The sequence below is a fragment of the Neisseria weaveri genome (assembly GCF_900638685.1).
Taxonomy (GTDB): Bacteria; Pseudomonadota; Gammaproteobacteria; order Burkholderiales; family Neisseriaceae; genus Neisseria; species Neisseria weaveri.
The window spans coordinates 1,066,327-1,085,338 of sequence record NZ_LR134533.1; the positions used below are offsets into that span (position 1 = coordinate 1,066,327).

The window sequence follows — 19,012 nt, forward strand, 5'->3', positions numbered from 1 at the left end:
AACAGCAAAAGGCCGTCTGAAAATTTACCGATTTTTCAGACGGCCTTTTACTGTCAAATTTATCCGGCTACCTTATTCACCGGCCAACCGAACTGCCCGCCTCCAACAGCAAACGGATACGCGCCTGCCCGGCCTCGTCCAACCGCCCTGCCGCCAGTTTCAAAGTTTCTTCCGCATATTTGCAGTAGATTTCCCGCTCACGCTCATTCATACAAGCCAAATGCGCCGCCACCGTCGAATCGTCGCCGCGCACAATCGGCCCCGTCAACGCCTGCAAAGGCAGCTTGCCCATCAAATTATCCACACTCTGGCGCATCAATCCGGCCACCAACTCCCGTGCCAACACCCCATCCAACGCCAACGGATTCAGCAGCTCCTGTGCAAACGCCGCCAACGCCACCGTAAAATTAGAAGCCGCCGACAAAGCCGCGTGATAACGCGCCTTATGTTCAGACGGCATATCAAACGCCCGCAAACCCAAATCTTGCGCCAACGCATACAAACGCACCTTTGCCGCCGCATTGGCCGCCTCCGCCGCACACAAACTTCCCGCCAGCGTCCGCACCGACAAATCCACATCCGCAAACGCAAAAACAGGATGCAGACAGCCCGTCAACGCTCCTTTTGCCGCCAAACAATCCAAAACCCCGACCGTTTGCGAGCCGCTGCAATGCAACACCAGCGTTTGCTCCGACAACCACGGCAATCCGGCCAACTGCTCCGCCACACCGGCCAGCGCATTGTCCGACACCGTCAACAACACCAAATCCGCAGGCGGAAGCTCCGGCACCGCCGCAACCGTCCGCCCCGCGCCTGCTTGCGCAACCAGCTGCGCTCCATTGCTGCGGCTGTATACCGACGACAACTGCCAAGCCCCGCCGGCCTGCAATATTCGCGCCAAAGTCTGACCGACTTTACCCGCACCGATAATATGAACGCTTTTTCCCATTTTTCAGACGGCCTGCAAAGATTGAAAGATTGAATCACTCAAGTGAACACGGTAAACTCCCATTATATTGAATTTTCTAACGGTACAGACACAGCATGGAATCTGCATTCGAAGTGAAGTCCGCCCGGCTGGACGTTTTCGCGGTACAACCGAACACCGCCGACACCGCCGCTCTGGAAACTCTTCTCCAACAATACACCAAAAAATATCCGGAACTCGGCGATTCACTTTTCACACTCGATATGCAGAATTTCACCGACCCGGCAGCCGTCAAGCTATCCGAAATCATCAGCCTGTTTGCCCGTTACGGCTGCCGCATCGTCAGCCTGAGGCATCCCGATTCCCGGTGGAATGAACCTGCCCGCCAAAACGGACTCTCATTTACCACACAGTGCGGCACAGCCAAACCGGCCGCCGCCCAAACACAGCCCGCCCCCGAAACCAAACAAAGCGCACCTGCCGAACCGCAAAACGCACGTCCGGCCATACTCATCAACACACCGGTGCGCACAGGTCAGCAAGTTTATGCCGAAAACGCCGACCTCATCGTTACCGGCATGGTCAGCGAGGGCGCGGAACTCATTGCCGACGGCAACATCCATATCTACGCCCCCATGCGCGGGCGGGCTTTGGCAGGTGCGGCAGGTAACCGCAACGCAAGGATTTTCATTCACTCCATGCAGGCGGAATTGGTTTCCGTGGCCGGCATTTACCGCAACTTCGAGCAAAACCTGCCGCCCCACCTGCACAAGCAGCCGGTACAGATAGCGCTCCAAGACGACCGCTTGGTCATCAGCGCCATCAGTACGGAATAAAATCGGTTTATAGTTATCTCTTTCTCAAAATAAGGAAATATCGTGGCAAAAATCATTGTAGTAACATCAGGCAAAGGCGGCGTAGGTAAAACCACCACCAGCGCCAGCATCGCTTCTGGCTTAGCCTTACGCGGCCATAAAACCGCCGTTATCGACTTCGACGTCGGCTTGCGTAATCTGGATTTGATTATGGGCTGCGAGCGCCGTGTCGTATACGACTTCATCAACGTTATTCAAGGCGAAGCCACGCTCAACCAAGCACTGATTAAAGACAAACACTGCGACAATCTCTACGTTCTGCCCGCATCGCAAACCCGCGACAAAGACGCCTTAACCCGCGAAGGCGTAGAAAAAGTCCTAAACGAGCTGACCAACGAATTAGGCTTCGAATACGTTATTTGCGATTCCCCCGCCGGTATCGAACAAGGCGCACTCATGGCCTTGTACTTTGCAGACGAAGCCATTGTTACCACCAATCCCGAAGTATCCAGCGTACGCGACTCAGACCGCATCTTGGGCATTCTGCAAAGCAAATCCCGCAAAGCGGAAACCGGCGAAACCGTTAAAGAACACTTGCTGATCACCCGCTACTCCCCCGAGCGCGTCAACAAAGGCGAAATGCTGTCCGTACAAGACATCTGCGATATCCTGCGCATTCCGCTGCTCGGCGTGATTCCCGAATCCGAAAACGTATTGCAGGCTTCCAACGCCGGCTCTCCCGTCATCCATCAAAACGGCGCGGCGGCAGCCGAAGCCTACAAAGACGTTATCGCACGCCTGTTGGGCGAAAACCGCGAAATGCGCTTCCTGGATGCCGAGAAAAAAGGCTTCTTCCAAAGACTGTTTGGAGGTTAAACCATGTCCCTGATCGATATCTTGTTCGGCAGAAAACAAAAAACCGCCGAAGTGGCGCGCGACCGCCTGCAAATCATCATTGCACAAGAACGCGTCAAAGCCCAGGCTCCCGACTATCTGCCGACTTTGCAAAAAGAGCTGTTGGAAGTATTATCAAAATACGTACACGTTTCCTTGGACGATATCCGCATCTCCCAAGAAACCCAAAACGGTGTTGACGTTTTAGAACTCAACATCACCTTGCCAGAAGCTCAAAAAAAGGTGTAAACAATGACCCTGACCGAACTGCGTTATATCGTTGCCGTGGCGCAAGAGCGCCACTTCGGTCGTGCTGCCCAACGTTGTTTCGTCAGTCAGCCGACGCTCTCCATTGCCATCAAAAAACTGGAAGAAGAGTTGGCTGTTTCACTCTTTGACCGCAGCAGCAACGAAGTTTTGACCACAGAAGCCGGCGAGCGCATCATCGCCCAAGCACGCCGCGTACTTGAAGAGGCCGACCGCATCCGCCTGCTGGCCAACGAAGAGCAAAACGAATTGGAAGGCGCATTCAAACTCGGTCTGATTTTCACCGTTGCCCCCTATCTGCTGCCCAAGCTGATTGTTTCCCTACGCGACACCGCACCCAAAATGCCCCTGATGTTGGACGAAAACTACACCAACACCCTAACGGAAAATCTCAAGCGCGGCGATTTAGACGCCATTATCGTCGCCGAGCCTTATCAAGAACCCGGCGTCGTCACCACACCGCTTTACGACGAATCCTTTTTCGTTATCGTCCCCAAAGGACACCACTTTGAAGAACTCGATGCCGTTACCCCGGCCTGCTTGGCCGAAGAGCAAGTACTGCTGCTCACCGAAGGCAACTGCATGCGCGACCAAGTCTTAGACAGCTGCTCCGAATTGGCATCCAAGCAAAAAATCAGCGGTTTAACCAACACCCTGCAAGGCAGCTCCATCAACACCATCAGACACATGGTCGCCAGCGGCCTCGCCATCAGCATACTGCCCGCCACCGCACTCACCGAAAACGACCACATGCTGTTCAGCATTATCCCCTTTGCCGGCGAAGCACCGAGCCGCAGAGTCGTATTGGCACACCGCCGCAACTTCGTCCGCCCCAAAGCACTGGCCGCCATCCGCACCGCCATTCTCCAATCCAAGCTGAACGGCGTACAATTTATCAACTCATAAACACAGCAAAAACCAAACCGGTTTTTACCCACATACCAAAGGCCGTCTGAATTTTCAGACGGCCTTTCCATCATCGCACAATCAATATCCGCCGATTCGGCAGCACAACTCCCCCCCCGAGCAAACCCCGCTCACAGCCTGCAAAAAGCCGTCTGAAAATTCAGACGGCCTCAACCATATCAACCCGCTATATAAAACATCGACTTAGCCAAAAACACAATCGCCGCCATATGCAGCATAACCGCAATATGGATATATTTAGAAAACCCGGCCGTCATCGTTCCCTTACGCATTTTTCTAACCGCCGCCACAAAATGCCCCAACACACTAAACGCCAACACAATCTTCAAGCCCAGCTGAATACCGAACGCCGAAGCAAAAGGATCCGCCAACACACCACCATAACGGTGCAACATCACCAAGCCCGACAAAAACAACGTCCCCACCACCCACGGCATCACACGGGTCGCACGATACGACAAAGCCCGCTCCACCTCCCGTCTCGACTCACGCGAAACACGCTTGGTATGCAGCACCGACAACACCAACGCCTCAAAAAACACACCGCCCACAAACACCACCGCACAAAACAAATGCACAATGTGCGCCACCGCATAATGTCCCACAATCACCCCTTTAACAATCTTTTCCGGTTTTAACAGTATTTATATCTAAGATATAAACATCTTGCAAATCTTCTGCCATACTATGCCACACATCACATCAAACCACTTCTTATTCTTACAGGAGTATTCACATGAAATCAATTATGTTTAAAACCATCGCCCTGGTATCCGTTGCCGCTTCATTAACCGCATGCAGCAACATGAACACCACCCAGCGCAACGCAGCAACCGGCGCCGTAATCGGCGGCGTAGCCGGCAACTTGTTGGGCGGCGATACCGGTTCGACTCTCGGCGGCGCAGCCTTGGGCGGTGTAATCGGCAGCCAAGTAAAATAACAGTCTGCCACACAACGGCGGCCTAAATTCAAAACACACCGCCGTAACCGCACCCAAAAACATCAATCACGCTTCACAAATAAACACAACAAAGGCCGTCTGAAAATTCAGACGGCCTTTCATCTTCCCCAACTACTCAAACCCAAACAAAAAGCCGGGCAAAACACCCGGCCTTTCCACGCATCACAGTCTGAGCCTATTCAACCGTGAGCTCGCCCAAACCGTCCACCTCGATTTCAACACGGCGGTTCGGCTGCAAACAAGACACCAACTCCGCATGAGACAAATGCTTGCCGCACTGCTTAACCGGCTGACGCTCGCCCAAACCGCGCGCACTCATCACCCCCGCAGGCACACCCTTGCTCACCAAATAACGGCGCACCGTTTCCGCACGGCGCGCAGACAAGCCCGAATTATAGCCCCGCTCGCCCAAACGGTCGGTATGCCCGATAACACGGATAGAATGCACGCGCTCAAAACGCTTCAACTCCTCCGCAAACTTATCCAACTTCTCCTTACCCGTCTTCCGGATATCCCCCAAACCGCTCTTATCGAAAGCAAACAACACATCCGCACCCAACACCACACGCTTCAAACGGTACTTAGGCGAAGCCGGCTCCGGCGGACAAACCGCATCTTGCGGATCCACAGCCTTCCAGAAAAAACTGCGCGTAAACTTATCCTTATCGTACAACACCTTAAACTGACAAGTCGTTACCCCGTCCGTACCCTGGCCCGGCGTATGGAAATGAAACAGATAATCCCATTCCCGCACACCAAACATACCTTCATCATAATGCGGACGGCCAAGCAGCTTATACAGCTCGTCTTTAGTCATTCCCGCTTTCACATTCGCCAGCTCGTCGGCAGTCGGAAACGTCCCCCTATCCTGATTGAAAGTAACCGAATAAGGCTTCGGAAACACCGGCTCATCAGTCGTACCGTCCGCCTTCACCACGCTCTTGGTCGCACAAGCCGACAACAGCGCCGTCGCCAACAAACCCAACGCCCCTTTGGCATAACCTTTATATTTCACAATATCCCCCTATTCAAAAACATAAAAAATATCCGGTCTTATCGCAGACACCATAAACCAAGAATATAACAATATCCTAAGAAATAAACAATTGAATAATAATTATTAAGGGAATTTTAAAAACAGAGTGTATGATGCAAGCAAAAGAAAAGGCAAAGCAGAAAACACAGTAGAAAAACAGACGGCCTAAAACCCGCACAACTGGATTTTAGGCCGTCTGAAAAATCAATATCACAACGAAAAAACCCAAACGGCTTTAATAAAACATAAGATCTATCAAACCGAATGAAAGCGTGCGGAACTAAATAGCAAATTCATTTTTATATTTATTTTTAAATACAAAAAAAGCGGGAAAACCCGCTTTTTTTGTAAAACATTTATTTAATTAAGTAGAAGCTTTAGCAGCATCAGGACGGCAAACAGATGGCAGGAATTTCGTTGGAATACCATTAGTTGTATCCTTTGTAGTATCACATTCCCACTTAAATGAACCGCCGGCTTTTACTGCTTTTAAGGTTAAAGTTTTACCTTTAATATCTTCATTTACACCGCTGCCTTTCATCTTTGCAGTAATGTAGCCTGTGCTATTTGCTGTAGAAACCTCTACAGATTCAACATATTTACCATTAATGTCAGCTTTAGCAGCAACACCTGCCGCTGCATTATCAGCAGGCCATGCACCTTTATCGGCATAATATTCGGTTACCGCAGATTTTTGGCCTTCAGCCAAAGAAAACGCTTCAGAAACTTGTGCACGCGCTGTGTAATCTTGGTAAGCAGGCAGCGCAATCACCGCCAAAATACCGATAATCGCAATAACGATCATCAACTCGATCAAAGTAAAACCTTTTTGTAAAGCTTTCATAGTTTATAAACTCCCAAAGTGAAAAAATTATATTTATTTAATCCGTAATATGTTTGGCTTTGTCTGGTGTAACAAAACATTTAGAGAAGGAATATTCAGCTTGCCCGCCGATACCATCCCCTTTTTATTTAATACAGTACCAAGCGGACAACTTTATACATGCATATACCGTGCCAATTTCAAAAAAAATACAAAAAATCATAACATATTGTTTTCAATAGAATTAAATAAAATAAACGCAGACACTATCACAAACAGAAAAAACTGAATGACATTTTCTGTCATGCCAAGTAACGATTTATGTATGTTACTTCTCTTATAGTTGGAAACTGACTTATTTTGTCATACACAATTTTGGCATAAAACATCAAGAATACAACCAAAAATGATTATTAAATATTCATTTGTCAATTTTAAACACAAAAACCCTAAAATTAATCCAACCAGCATAAATCCACACCACCAACCACCCGAAATCCAAAAACAGAAAAAGAGCACAATTATGCCAAAAAATATCGAATTTAACGTAAATTATCAATTCCGATAAACCAAAATGGAAATAACTGCCCGAAAATAAAAATCCCTAACAAAAACAACCAAAAACCAACCCACCAAACCAGCACACACATCCCAAACCCCACCAATACAGAATAACCAAATCCCCCCTAACAAAAATCGGCACATAACCTTTATCCATATTTCCCATTCCGAATATTACCGTTAAAAACAAGGCCGTCTGAAATTTCAGACGGCCTCTAATCCCAACACATTACCCCTATCTCCAAACACAATAAAAATAACTTCCTTGTTCTAACTAACCCGCCAACCCAACCCGATTCCCCCATACCGATCACCCACCCGCCGTTAACCAGCACCCATATCCGCCAACACCCCCACTATCTTTACCCACCAACGGCAAACGGCAAACCGATATTAATAGATAGACACACTCAAATCTTTTTATAGACGGCCTAACCCTTTTCAGACGGCCCAACCCCATACAAACAAAGCCGCCCCTAAGGACGGCTTCTCCGACAGATACGTACCAACCCGGTACGCCCCCGGACAGACTGCGCGGACCCTCCGTCCGCTTAAGGTTTTTTGCTTCCGTCTTTCTTCGCCAGCGGCTTCGCCTCCTTCTTCTTCACCTCCGCCACCGTCGCCTCATCCTTCAGACGGCCGTACACGCCTTCGCCTATCCCCTTCACCTTCTTCAAGTCCTCCACCGCTTTGAACGGACCGTTCGCACTGCGGTAGGCCACAATCGCCTCCGCCTTCGCCGGACCGATACCCGGCAGCGCCTTCAATTCCTCCGCCGTTGCGGTGTTGATGTTCACCGCCGCCAAGGACAGCGCCGACAGCAGCACTCCGGCCAAACCCAACAGATATCGTTTCATCGTCTTCCCCTTTCTTAAATCCGGTTGGCATCACGGTGCGCTTCCGGCATCGGTATGCAGAAACCGCACCTCAAGCCGTCTATCATAAAGAGATTCCGGTTCGGATTCAACCGTTTTATTCATTTCGGAAACTGTTACTCTAATTATCCAACACCGGACGGGGCTTCCGCCACGTTTTCACCACCTCACGGCCGTTTGCAGCACCCGCCCGCACGATAAGGACGGCACAGCACAGAAGAGAAGGTATGCAAATGAAGAAACCCCTGACGGCAAATGCAGTCAGGGGTTCGGAATGGGTGTCTGGCAGTGACCTACTTTCACATGGGTATCCACACTATCATCGGCGCTGAGTCGTTTCACGGTCCTGTTCGGGATGGGAAGGCGTGGGACCAACTCGCTATGGCCGCCAGACGTAAACTGTACAAATCGGTAAGCCGTCCGAATTACTTGAATTCAGAACCAACAATCAATATTCGGTAATGTTTGTATCGTATCCTGTCAGGATACAGTAAGCTTTCATCTGAAGTTCTTCAAATGATAGAGTCAAGCCTCACGAGCAATTAGTATCGGTTAGCTGCACGCATTACTGCGCTTCCACACCCGACCTATCAACGTCCTGGTCTCGAACGACTCTTTAGTGCGGTTAAACCGCAAGGGAAGTCTCATCTTCAGGCGAGTTTCGCGCTTAGATGCTTTCAGCGCTTATCTCTTCCGAACTTAGCTACCCGGCGATGCGACTGGCGTCACAACCGGTACACCAGAGGTTCGTCCACTCCGGTCCTCTCGTACTAGGAGCAGCCCCCGTCAAACTTCCAACGCCCACTGCAGATAGGGACCAAACTGTCTCACGACGTTTTAAACCCAGCTCACGTACCACTTTAAATGGCGAACAGCCATACCCTTGGGACCGACTACAGCCCCAGGATGTGATGAGCCGACATCGAGGTGCCAAACTCCGCCGTCGATATGAACTCTTGGGCGGAATCAGCCTGTTATCCCCGGAGTACCTTTTATCCGTTGAGCGATGGCCCTTCCATACAGAACCACCGGATCACTATGTCCTGCTTTCGCACCTGCTCGACTTGTCGGTCTCGCAGTTAAGCTACCTTTTGCCATTGCACTATCAGTCCGATTTCCGACCGGACCTAGGTAACCTTCGAACTCCTCCGTTACTCTTTGGGAGGAGACCGCCCCAGTCAAACTGCCTACCATGCACGGTCCCCGATCCGGATGACGGACCTGGGTTAGAACCTCAAAGACACCAGGGTGGTATTTCAAGGACGGCTCCACAGAAACTGGCGTCTCTGCTTCTAAGCCTCCCACCTATCCTACACAAGTGACTTCAAAGTCCAATGCAAAGCTACAGTAAAGGTTCACGGGGTCTTTCCGTCTAGCAGCGGGGAGATTGCATCTTCACAACCATTTCAACTTCGCTGAGTCTCGGGAGGAGACAGTGTGGCCATCGTTACGCCATTCGTGCGGGTCGGAACTTACCCGACAAGGAATTTCGCTACCTTAGGACCGTTATAGTTACGGCCGCCGTTTACTGGGGCTTCGATCCGATGCTTGCACATCTTCAATTAACCTTCCAGCACCGGGCAGGCGTCACACCCTATACGTCCACTTTCGTGTTAGCAGAGTGCTGTGTTTTTAATAAACAGTCGCAGCCACCGATTCTCTGCGACCCTCCAATGCTTACAGAGCAAGTCTTTCACATCGAAGGGCATACCTTCTCCCGAAGTTACGGTATCAATTTGCCGAGTTCCTTCTCCCGAGTTCTCTCAAGCGCCTTAGAATTCTCATCCTGCCCACCTGTGTCGGTTTGCGGTACGGTTCTGATTTAGCTGAAGCTTAGTGGCTTTTCCTGGAAGCGTGGTATCGGTTACTTCATGTCCGTAGACACTCGTCATCACTTCTCGGTGTTAAGAAGACCCGGATTTGCCTAAGTCTTCCACCTACCGGCTTAAACAAGCTATTCCAACAGCTTGCTAACCTAACCTTCTCCGTCCCCACATCGCACTAAATCAAAGTACGGGAATATTAACCCGTTTCCCATCGACTACGCATTTCTGCCTCGCCTTAGGGGCCGACTCACCCTACGCCGATGAACGTTGCGTAGGAAACCTTGGGCTTTCGGCGAGCGGGCTTTTCACCCGCTTTATCGCTACTCATGTCAACATTCGCACTTCTGATACCTCCAGCAACCTTCTCAAGTCACCTTCATCGGCCTACAGAACGCTCCCCTACCATGCACTAGGTGCATCCGCAGCTTCGGTTATAGATTTGAGCCCCGTTACATCTTCCGCGCAGGACGACTCGACCAGTGAGCTATTACGCTTTCTTTAAATGATGGCTGCTTCTAAGCCAACATCCTGGCTGTCTGGGCCTTCCCACTTCGTTTACCACTTAATCTATCATTTGGGACCTTAGCTGGCGGTCTGGGTTGTTTCCCTCTCGACAACGGACGTTAGCACCCGCTGTCTGTCTCCCATGATTGCACTTTCCGGTATTCTTAGTTTGCCATGGGTTGGTAAGTCGCAATGACCCCCTAGCCATAACAGTGCTTTACCCCCGGAAGTGATACATGAGGCACTACCTAAATAGTTTTCGGGGAGAACCAGCTATCTCCGAGTTTGTTTAGCCTTTCACCCCTATCCACAGCTCATCCCCGCATTTTGCAACATGCGTGGGTTCGGACCTCCAGTACCTGTTACGGCACCTTCATCCTGGCCATGGATAGATCACTCGGTTTCGGGTCTACACCCAGCAACTCAGCGCCCTATTAAGACTCGGTTTCCCTACGCCTCCCCTATCCGGTTAAGCTCGCTACTGAATGTAAGTCGTTGACCCATTATACAAAAGGTACGCAGTCACCCAATTAATAGGCTCCCACTGTTTGTATGCATCAGGTTTCAGGTTCTATTTCACTCCCCTCCCGGGGTTCTTTTCGCCTTTCCCTCACGGTACTGGTTCACTATCGGTCGATGATGAGTATTTAGCCTTGGAGGATGGTCCCCCCATCTTCGGACAGGATTCCACGTGTCCCGCCCTACTTTTCGTATACTTAGTACCACCAATTTGCTTTCGAATACGGGGCTGTCACCCACTATGGCCAAGCTTCCCAGCTTGTTCTTCTAGCATATCGGTTATTATATACAGGCTCCTCCGCGTTCGCTCGCCACTACTTACGGAATCTCGGTTGATTTCTTTTCCTCCGGGTACTTAGATGGTTCAGTTCTCCGGGTTCGCTTCGCTTATCCTATGTATTCAGATAAGGATACCGTACAGAATACGGTGGGTTTCCCCATTCGGACATCACCGGATCATAGCTTTATTGCCAGCTCCCCGATGCTTTTCGCAGGCTTACACGTCCTTCGTCGCCTATCATCGCCAAGGCATCCACCTGATGCACTTATTCACTTGACTCTATCATTTCAAGAACCTCTCTGACTTCGTTGTTTCGGCGTTGACTACCTACGCAACTTGAAGTCTCTACTTTGACAAAGCTTACTGCTTGTTGTGTACCGAACTGTGCCTTTTGTATTTCACAGTCCGGTCGATACAATCATCACCCAAATACTGTTCGTTTACTCCCTACTATTTAAAGTAGTAAGTAATCTGTTGCATCAGCTTACTTACAGGGTAAACCAACATTTTCTTTGTTTGTTGATTTCGGCTTTCCAATTTGTTAAAGATCGTATGCTTAGAAGATTTTTTTCTTCACTTCGCAAATCAAAACGAGCTAGCTATTATAGCACTTGACTTGTTAAAGTCAATAAACTTGTTAAGTATACTTTACTTAATATACTTAACCAGCCAACTTGTTTTGATTTGGGAAGTGGTGGAGGCAAACGGGATCGAACCGATGACCCCCTGCTTGCAAAGCAGGTGCTCTACCAACTGAGCTATGCCCCCATTGTAGATGGCTCAACCTAACCTGTCGTTTGGTGGGTCTGGGAGGACTTGAACCTCCGACCCCACGCTTATCAAGCGTGTGCTCTAACCAGCTGAGCTACAAACCCAAGGCCTTTGTTTTCTTCCTTGCTTCTTTAAATACAGTTTACCGATAAGTGTGAGTACAACCAAACCTCTTTTTCTCTAGAAAGGAGGTGATCCAGCCGCAGGTTCCCCTACGGCTACCTTGTTACGACTTCACCCCAGTCATGAAGCATACCGTGGTAAGCGGGCTCCTTGCGGTTACCCTACCTACTTCTGGTATCCCCCACTCCCATGGTGTGACGGGCGGTGTGTACAAGACCCGGGAACGTATTCACCGCAGTATGCTGACCTGCGATTACTAGCGATTCCGACTTCATGCACTCGAGTTGCAGAGTGCAATCCGGACTACGATCGGTTTTGTGAGATTGGCTCCACCTCGCGGCTTGGCTACCCTCTGTACCGACCATTGTATGACGTGTGAAGCCCTGGTCATAAGGGCCATGAGGACTTGACGTCATCCCCACCTTCCTCCGGTTTGTCACCGGCAGTCTCATTAGAGTGCCCAACTTAATGATGGCAACTAATGACAAGGGTTGCGCTCGTTGCGGGACTTAACCCAACATCTCACGACACGAGCTGACGACAGCCATGCAGCACCTGTGTTACGGCTCCCGAAGGCACTCCTCCGTCTCCGGAGGATTCCGTACATGTCAAGACCAGGTAAGGTTCTTCGCGTTGCATCGAATTAATCCACATCATCCACCGCTTGTGCGGGTCCCCGTCAATTCCTTTGAGTTTTAATCTTGCGACCGTACTCCCCAGGCGGTCAATTTCACGCGTTAGCTACGCTACTAAGCAATCAAGTTGCCCAACAGCTAATTGACATCGTTTAGGGCGTGGACTACCAGGGTATCTAATCCTGTTTGCTACCCACGCTTTCGAGCATGAACGTCAGTATTATCCCAGGGGGCTGCCTTCGCCATCGGTATTCCTCCACATCTCTACGCATTTCACTGCTACACGTGGAATTCTACCCCCCTCTGACATACTCTAGTCACCCAGTTCAGAACGCAGTTCCCAGGTTGAGCCCGGGGATTTCACATCCTGCTTAAGTAACCGTCTGCGCTCGCTTTACGCCCAGTAATTCCGATTAACGCTCGCACCCTACGTATTACCGCGGCTGCTGGCACGTAGTTAGCCGGTGCTTATTCTTCAGGTACCGTCATCAGTCATGGATATTAGCCACAACCTTTTCTTCCCTGACAAAAGTCCTTTACAACCCGAAGGCCTTCTTCAGACACGCGGCATGGCTGGATCAGGCTTGCGCCCATTGTCCAAAATTCCCCACTGCTGCCTCCCGTAGGAGTCTGGGCCGTGTCTCAGTCCCAGTGTGGCGGATCATCCTCTCAGACCCGCTACTGATCGTCGCCTTGGTAGGCCTTTACCCCACCAACTAGCTAATCAGATATTGGCCGCTCGAATAACGCAAGGCCCGAAGGTCCCCTGCTTTCCTCCTCAGAGCGTATGCGGTATTAGCTTACCTTTCGGCAAGTTATCCCCCATTACTCGGTACGTTCCAATATATTACTCACCCGTTCGCCACTCGCCACCCAAGAAGCAAGCTTCTCTGTGCTGCCGTCCGACTTGCATGTGTAAAGCATGCCGCCAGCGTTCAATCTGAGCCAGGATCAAACTCTTATGTTCAATCTCTAACTTTTTAACTTCTGGTCTGCTTCAAAGAAACCGACAAAAATTTTATCTTGTCTGTTTTTGTCGCAGTGTGAGGCTCAATTGCACTCACACTTATCGGTAATCTGTTTGTTAAAGAGCGGAGCAGAATTATACACCACCAAAATATCTTGTCAACACCCGGCCTTAAAAAACTTAAAACCAATCATCAACTGTGGTATAATCTTCTGTTCTTTTTGCTTCACCGCGTCAGCAGCGAAGAACCGAACTATACGCCAACAAAAAACAATCGTCAACCAAAAAAACTAACAAAAATACTAAAAATCAGACAAACCCCTATTTATTATCGGTTTTTATTTCAAAAAATTTTACAAAGCTTGTCCAAAACTAAACACAAAACTAAAAAGGCCGCCTGAATTTTCAGACGGCCTTTCTCATCAATCAAATTGATTATTTGTTTTTCTGCGAACGAATGTAATCCAAAGTTTTGAGTTGAGCTATTGCTGCCGCCAGAGCTGCGTGTGCTTTTGCCAAAGATTCATCATCACTAGCCTGAGAAATACTAGCTTCAGCTGCTTTTTTAGCTTCTTCTGCACGAGCTTGATCCATTTCATGCGTACGAACTGCAACATCCGCTAATACTGTCAGTTTATTTGGCTGAACTTCTAACAACCCACCCGATACGGCAACCAAAATTTCATTTGTTTCACCAGGCACAGTCAAACGTAATGCGCCTGGTCTAACTAAACTCATAATCGGCTCATGTCGCGGATAAATACCAAGCTCACCCATTAAGGTTGGCACAACCACAAAGCTAGCCTCACCAGAATAAATATGTTGCTCGTTACTTACCACTTCAACCTGCATGATACTCATGCCAGCCTCCTTAGTTTACGGTTTTCGCTTTCTCTACAGCTTCTTCGATACCACCAACCATATAGAACGCTTGCTCTGGCAAGTGATCATATTCGCCATTTAAAATAGCTTTAAAACCTGCAATGGTATCGCGCAATGAAACATATTTGCCTGGAGAACCTGTAAATACTTCTGCAACGTGGAATGGTTGTGACAAGAAACGCTGAATCTTACGAGCACGCATTACTGTCAGTTTATCTTCATCAGATAACTCATCCATACCCAAAATTGCAATAATATCTCTCAGCTCTTTATATTTTTGCAGAGTAGATTGAACGCCGCGTGCCACATCATAGTGTTCTTGCCCCAAAACCATTGGATCCAATTGACGCGAAGTAGAATCCAACGGGTCAACTGCAGGATAAATACCCAAAGAAGCAATATCACGGCTCAATACTACTGTTGCATCCAAGTGGGCAAAAGTGGTAGCCGGAGACGGGTCAGTCAAGTCATCCGCAGGTACATATACGGCTTGAATAGAAGTAATCGAACCTGTTTGAGTAGAAGTAATACGCTCCTGCAAGCGACCCATTTCTTCTGCCAATGTAGGCTGATAACCTACTGCAGACGGCATACGACCTAACAGTGCAGACACTTCAGTACCGGCCAGAGTATAGCGATAGATATTATCCACAAAGAACAAGACGTCACGACCTTTGCCGTTTTCATCTTTCTCGTCACGGAAATATTCGGCCATAGTCAAACCAGTCAAAGCAACGCGCAAACGGTTACCCGGAGGTTCATTCATCTGGCCATAAACCATGGCTACTTTATCCAATACGTTAGAGTCTTTCATTTCATGGTAGAAGTCGTTACCTTCACGGGTACGCTCACCTACACCGGCGAATACAGACAAACCACTATGTGCCTTCGCGATGTTGTTGATCAACTCCATCATATTTACGGTTTTACCCACGCCGGCACCACCAAACAAACCTACTTTACCACCTTTGGCAAACGGGCACAGCAAGTCAATTACTTTAATGCCTGTTTCCAACAACTCAGTTGCTGAAGACAGTTCGTCAAATTTAGGGGCAGCTTGATGAATAGCGCGAGTTTCTTCTGATACAACAGGACCTGCTTCATCAACCGGATTACCCAACACATCCATAATACGTCCCAAGGTGGCTTTCCCCACCGGAACAGTAATCGGAGCGCCGGTATTGTTAACAGCCATACCACGTTTTAGGCCGTCTGAACTACCCATTGCAATGGTACGAACCACACCATCACCTAAAAGTTGTTGCACTTCCAGGGTCAGATCGTTATCTACCAATTTCAGGGCATCGTATACATGTGGAATAGCATCACGTGGAAACTCCACGTCAACTACCGCACCGATAATTTGTACGATTTTGCCTTGGCTCATTATCGTATCCTATTTACTATGTGCAAGATACGCAGCATTAAACTGCTGCTGCACCTGCGACAATTTCTGACAATTCTGTGGTAATCGCAGCTTGACGCGATTTGTTATATACCAAGCGAAGTTCTTTAATTGCATTACCAGCATTATCAGTAGCTGCTTTCATTGCAACCATTCGGGCTGCCTGCTCTGAAGCCATATTATCACTTAACGCTTGATAAACCACAGACTCTAAATAACGGCGGACTAAGTACTCCAACACAGCGACTGGACTAGGCTCATAATGATAATCCCAATTGTAGTCGCTGCTGCTTCCAGAACTTTCCATCGCATTTTGACCAATCGGCAACAACACTTCCATCCTTGGCTCTTGGCGCATAGTATTGATAAAACCAGAATACACCAAATGAACCATGTCCAGTTTACGGTCTTCAAATCTTTGGAAAATTTCGGTTAACGCACCAATTAACATTTCCATTTTAGGTGTATCACCCAAATTGGTTACGCTAGCTACTACATTTAAACCGATACGTTGGCAAGCAGCCAAACCTTTACTGCCTAGACACACAACTTCTACTTCAACGCCTTGATTTTGATATTCTTGGACTTGAGCTAAAAATTTTTTCAAAACATTAGCGTTCAAACCACCACACAAACCTTTATCTGTTGTGATCAGAATAAAACCAACGCGTTTTACACTTCTATGTGTTTCTAAGAGTTTAATACCATGGTCAGACTGAGTTTGGGCTAAATGCCCCATAACCAAACGCACTTTTTCAGCATATGGGCGGGCTAAACGCATCCGCTCTTGAGTCTTCCGCATTTTAGAGGTTGACACCATTTGCATCGCTTTTGTGATCTTTTGTGTATTTTGAACACTGCGAATTTTGGTGAGAATCTCTTTTCCTACTGCCATATCAGACTCCTTTCATCAAATCTTTAGGCTTTATAGCCGTAAGAAGATTTAAAAGTCTTCATAGCTTGAGTCAATACCTGTTCATTTTCATCAGACATTGCACCAGAAGCGTTAATAGCATTCAATACATCTGGGTGTTGAGTACGAACATAACTCAAAAATTCAGCTTCAAAAGCCAAAGCTTTTGACACTGGGACATCACTATAAGAACCGTTGTTAATAGCCCATAAAGTCAATGCCATTTCTGCGGTATTTAGGGTACTGAATTGTTTTTGCTTCATCAATTCTGTTACCACCTCACCATGCTGCAATTGCTTACGGGTAGCTTCATCCAAATCAGAAGCAAATTGAGAGAACGCAGCCAATTCACGATATTGGGCCAAAGCCAAACGAATACCGCCACCCAGCTTCTTAATAACTTTAGTTTGTGCGGCGCCACCTACACGTGATACAGAAATACCGGCATTAATAGCTGGGCGGATACCTGAGTTAAAAAGATCCGTTTCCAAGAAAATTTGCCCATCTGTAATCGAAATTACGTTGGTCGGTACGAATGCAGACACGTCGCCAGCTTGCGTTTCAATAATTGGCAATGCAGTCAACGAGCCTGTTTTACCTTTAACTTCGCCATTGGTCAGCTTTTCTACTTCATCGGCATTAATACGAGCGGCACGCTCTAATAAACGTGAATGCAAGTAGAATACATCACCAGGATAAGCTTCGCGACCAGGAGGACGACGCAACAGCAGAGAAATTTGACGATATGCAACAGCTTGTTTAGACAAGTCATCGTATACAATCAAAGCATCTTCGCCACGGTCACGGAAAAATTCACCCATAGTACAACCAGAATATGGTGCAATAAATTGCAGTGCAGCAGCTTCAGACGCTGTTGCAGCAACAACAATTGTATGCTCCATCGCACCATGCTCTTCCAATTTTCTAACTACGTTTGCAATAGAAGAAGCTTTTTGACCTACTGCAACATAGATACAGATAACACCCGTGCCTTTTTGGTTTACGATTGCATCCAAAGCAACTGCTGTTTTACCTGTTTGACGGTCGCCAATAATCAACTCACGTTGACCACGACCCACAGGTACCATAGAGTCAATTGCTTTAATACCGGTTTGCATTGGCTGGTCTACCGATTGACGAGCAATTACCCCAGGAGCAATTTTTTCAATCGGTGCAGTTAACGTTGTATTAATCGGTCCTTTACCATCAATAGGACGCCCCAGAGCATCAACAACACGACCTACTAACTCACGACCAATCGGCACTTCTAAAATACGACCAGTACAAGTAACCGTATCACCTTCTTTGATATGCTCGTATTCACCCAATACTACGGCACCAACGGAGTCACGCTCCAAGTTCATTGCCAAGCCGAAAGTATTACCGGGGAACTCCAGCATTTCACCTTGCATTACGTCTGACAAGCCATGAACACGAACAATACCATCTGTCACAGAAATAACGGTACCACGGGTACGCACTTCCGCATTTACAGACAGATTTTCGATTTTGGCTTTAATCAAATCGCTAATTTCAGCAGGATTAAGCTGCATGAAAACTCTCCTAATTTGTCATAGCCGCGTACAAGGCATTTAATTTACCCTGCAACGACAAATCCAACACTTGGTCACCAATCTCAACTTTGACGCCACCGATTAATTCAGGATCGGTTTGAGTACTTACAACCAATTCCGTACCGAAGCGTTTTTGCAAATCAGCAGTCAATTCTGCCAATTGCGTATCAGTCAAAGCATAAGCACTTGTAATCACAGCACGCTTAGTATGATTTAATGCCAAGGTTAAGTCTTGATATTGTGCATAAATCTCGGGCAAAACTTGCAAACGTTTTTGTTCGGCCAAAACAGTAACGAAATTTTTCAAATTTACATCACTTAAGCCAACCAATTCAGCAAGTGCATCAACTTTATCTACAGCACTTTTTTCAGGCTGATCAATTAAAGAAGCCACTTTTTCCTGTTGCACAACTGATGCCAGTTCTTTCAGTCCGCCCAACCAAGACTCAATTTGGTTTTTCTCTTGAGCCAAACCGAATAATGCTTTTGCATACGGTCTAGCAATCGTTGCGAACTCTGCCATAAA

Annotated in this window: 15 protein-coding genes, 2 tRNA genes, 3 rRNA genes and 1 pseudogene; 5 read left to right on the forward strand and 16 right to left on the reverse strand. The window is 48.1% G+C overall.

Going from position 1 to position 19,012, the window contains the following annotated elements; genetic code table 11:
* Nucleotides 1-76: 76 nt before the first annotated feature.
* Nucleotides 77-949 (reverse strand): Rossmann-like and DUF2520 domain-containing protein, encoded by an 873-nt coding sequence (locus EL309_RS05210; RefSeq protein WP_004285223.1) that lies wholly within the window; start codon nucleotides 947-949, stop codon nucleotides 77-79.
* A gap of 95 nt (nucleotides 950-1,044) precedes the next feature.
* On the opposite strand from EL309_RS05210, the gene minC reads away from it, so the two are divergent.
* From minC to EL309_RS05230, 4 genes are read left to right on the forward strand one after another with little or no spacing between them, the layout of a single operon-like run.
* Nucleotides 1,045-1,764: a septum site-determining protein MinC gene (gene minC, locus EL309_RS05215; RefSeq protein WP_004285222.1), complete on the forward strand. Its 720-nt coding sequence runs from the start codon at nucleotides 1,045-1,047 to the stop codon at nucleotides 1,762-1,764.
* Nucleotides 1,765-1,806: 42 nt separating this feature from the next.
* A complete protein-coding gene (minD, locus tag EL309_RS05220; RefSeq protein ID WP_004285221.1) occupies nucleotides 1,807-2,619 on the forward strand; it encodes a septum site-determining protein MinD in 813 nt (270 codons plus the stop codon).
* 3 nt (nucleotides 2,620-2,622) lie between these two features.
* Entirely contained in the window at nucleotides 2,623-2,886 is a 264-nt protein-coding gene (minE, locus tag EL309_RS05225) for a cell division topological specificity factor MinE (protein WP_004285220.1), read from the forward strand.
* A gap of 3 nt (nucleotides 2,887-2,889) precedes the next feature.
* Nucleotides 2,890-3,810 (forward strand): hydrogen peroxide-inducible genes activator, encoded by a 921-nt coding sequence (locus tag EL309_RS05230; RefSeq protein WP_004285219.1) that lies wholly within the window; start codon nucleotides 2,890-2,892, stop codon nucleotides 3,808-3,810.
* A 179-nt stretch (nucleotides 3,811-3,989) separates the two neighbouring features.
* Here the strand turns inward: EL309_RS05230 and EL309_RS05235 are convergent, their stop codons facing one another.
* Nucleotides 3,990-4,436: a CopD family copper resistance protein gene (locus EL309_RS05235; RefSeq protein ID WP_004285397.1), complete on the reverse strand. Its 447-nt coding sequence runs from the start codon at nucleotides 4,434-4,436 to the stop codon at nucleotides 3,990-3,992.
* A 131-nt stretch (nucleotides 4,437-4,567) separates the two neighbouring features.
* On the opposite strand from EL309_RS05235, the gene EL309_RS05240 reads away from it, so the two are divergent.
* On the forward strand, nucleotides 4,568-4,771 hold the full coding sequence (locus EL309_RS05240) for a glycine zipper 2TM domain-containing protein (protein WP_004285217.1): 204 nt from the start codon (nucleotides 4,568-4,570) through the stop codon (nucleotides 4,769-4,771).
* 196 nt (nucleotides 4,772-4,967) lie between these two features.
* Here the strand turns inward: EL309_RS05240 and EL309_RS10780 are convergent, their stop codons facing one another.
* From EL309_RS10780 to EL309_RS05305, 14 genes and pseudogenes are all read right to left on the reverse strand, one after another.
* Entirely contained in the window at nucleotides 4,968-5,357 is a 390-nt protein-coding gene (locus tag EL309_RS10780; protein WP_232014437.1) for an OmpA family protein, read from the reverse strand.
* A pseudogene (locus EL309_RS10785) lies at nucleotides 5,352-5,807 on the reverse strand (outer membrane protein assembly factor BamE); the annotation flags it as partial. The pseudogene EL309_RS10785 and the gene EL309_RS10780, both read right to left, overlap by 6 nt.
* A gap of 385 nt (nucleotides 5,808-6,192) precedes the next feature.
* Nucleotides 6,193-6,672 (reverse strand): pilin, encoded by a 480-nt coding sequence (locus tag EL309_RS05250; protein ID WP_004285215.1) that lies wholly within the window; start codon nucleotides 6,670-6,672, stop codon nucleotides 6,193-6,195.
* A gap of 1,091 nt (nucleotides 6,673-7,763) precedes the next feature.
* The gene (locus EL309_RS05255) at nucleotides 7,764-8,069 is read right to left on the reverse strand and encodes a ComEA family DNA-binding protein (RefSeq protein WP_004284769.1); all 306 of its coding nucleotides are present in this window, start codon (nucleotides 8,067-8,069) and stop codon (nucleotides 7,764-7,766) included.
* 298 nt (nucleotides 8,070-8,367) lie between these two features.
* Nucleotides 8,368-8,480: ribosomal RNA gene (gene rrf, locus EL309_RS05260) — 5S ribosomal RNA — on the reverse strand.
* 128 nt (nucleotides 8,481-8,608) lie between these two features.
* Nucleotides 8,609-11,495, reverse strand: a 23S ribosomal RNA gene (locus tag EL309_RS05265).
* 413 nt (nucleotides 11,496-11,908) lie between these two features.
* Nucleotides 11,909-11,984, reverse strand: a tRNA-Ala gene (locus tag EL309_RS05270).
* Between the two features lie 30 nt (nucleotides 11,985-12,014).
* Nucleotides 12,015-12,091: transfer RNA gene (locus tag EL309_RS05275), tRNA-Ile, on the reverse strand.
* Between the two features lie 80 nt (nucleotides 12,092-12,171).
* A 16S ribosomal RNA gene (locus EL309_RS05280) occupies nucleotides 12,172-13,712 on the reverse strand.
* Together the 16S, 23S and 5S rRNA genes with 2 tRNA genes alongside form the textbook arrangement of a ribosomal RNA operon.
* A gap of 435 nt (nucleotides 13,713-14,147) precedes the next feature.
* Nucleotides 14,148-14,573, reverse strand: a complete 426-nt coding sequence (locus tag EL309_RS05285) for a F0F1 ATP synthase subunit epsilon (RefSeq protein ID WP_036494352.1) — start codon at nucleotides 14,571-14,573, stop codon at nucleotides 14,148-14,150.
* 10 nt (nucleotides 14,574-14,583) lie between these two features.
* The gene (gene atpD, locus EL309_RS05290; protein WP_004284431.1) at nucleotides 14,584-15,981 is read right to left on the reverse strand and encodes a F0F1 ATP synthase subunit beta; all 1,398 of its coding nucleotides are present in this window, start codon (nucleotides 15,979-15,981) and stop codon (nucleotides 14,584-14,586) included.
* A 37-nt stretch (nucleotides 15,982-16,018) separates the two neighbouring features.
* Entirely contained in the window at nucleotides 16,019-16,894 is an 876-nt protein-coding gene (gene atpG, locus EL309_RS05295; protein ID WP_004285504.1) for a F0F1 ATP synthase subunit gamma, read from the reverse strand.
* A gap of 23 nt (nucleotides 16,895-16,917) precedes the next feature.
* Nucleotides 16,918-18,465, reverse strand: a complete 1,548-nt coding sequence (gene atpA, locus EL309_RS05300; RefSeq protein ID WP_004284428.1) for a F0F1 ATP synthase subunit alpha — start codon at nucleotides 18,463-18,465, stop codon at nucleotides 16,918-16,920.
* A 10-nt stretch (nucleotides 18,466-18,475) separates the two neighbouring features.
* The gene (locus tag EL309_RS05305) at nucleotides 18,476-19,009 is read right to left on the reverse strand and encodes a F0F1 ATP synthase subunit delta (protein WP_004284427.1); all 534 of its coding nucleotides are present in this window, start codon (nucleotides 19,007-19,009) and stop codon (nucleotides 18,476-18,478) included.
* Nucleotides 19,010-19,012 lie beyond the last annotated feature (3 nt).

Excerpts from the sequence above, each read along its gene's own strand:
- minE (WP_004285220.1), top strand. The coding sequence starts at position 2,623 with ATGTCCCTGATCGATATCTTGTTCGGCAGAAAACAAAAAACCGCCGAA.
- EL309_RS05255 (WP_004284769.1), bottom strand. The coding sequence starts at position 8,069 with ATGAAACGATATCTGTTGGGTTTGGCCGGAGTGCTGCTGTCGGCGCTG.
- EL309_RS05285 (WP_036494352.1), bottom strand. The coding sequence starts at position 14,573 with ATGAGTATCATGCAGGTTGAAGTGGTAAGTAACGAGCAACATATTTAT.
- EL309_RS05250 (WP_004285215.1), bottom strand. The coding sequence starts at position 6,672 with ATGAAAGCTTTACAAAAAGGTTTTACTTTGATCGAGTTGATGATCGTT.
- atpG (WP_004285504.1), bottom strand. The coding sequence starts at position 16,894 with ATGGCAGTAGGAAAAGAGATTCTCACCAAAATTCGCAGTGTTCAAAAT.
- minC (WP_004285222.1), top strand. The coding sequence starts at position 1,045 with ATGGAATCTGCATTCGAAGTGAAGTCCGCCCGGCTGGACGTTTTCGCG.
- EL309_RS05305 (WP_004284427.1), bottom strand. The coding sequence starts at position 19,009 with ATGGCAGAGTTCGCAACGATTGCTAGACCGTATGCAAAAGCATTATTC.
- EL309_RS05230 (WP_004285219.1), top strand. The coding sequence starts at position 2,890 with ATGACCCTGACCGAACTGCGTTATATCGTTGCCGTGGCGCAAGAGCGC.
- atpA (WP_004284428.1), bottom strand. The coding sequence starts at position 18,465 with ATGCAGCTTAATCCTGCTGAAATTAGCGATTTGATTAAAGCCAAAATC.
- atpD (WP_004284431.1), bottom strand. The coding sequence starts at position 15,981 with ATGAGCCAAGGCAAAATCGTACAAATTATCGGTGCGGTAGTTGACGTG.
- EL309_RS05210 (WP_004285223.1), bottom strand. The coding sequence starts at position 949 with ATGGGAAAAAGCGTTCATATTATCGGTGCGGGTAAAGTCGGTCAGACT.
- EL309_RS05240 (WP_004285217.1), top strand. The coding sequence starts at position 4,568 with ATGAAATCAATTATGTTTAAAACCATCGCCCTGGTATCCGTTGCCGCT.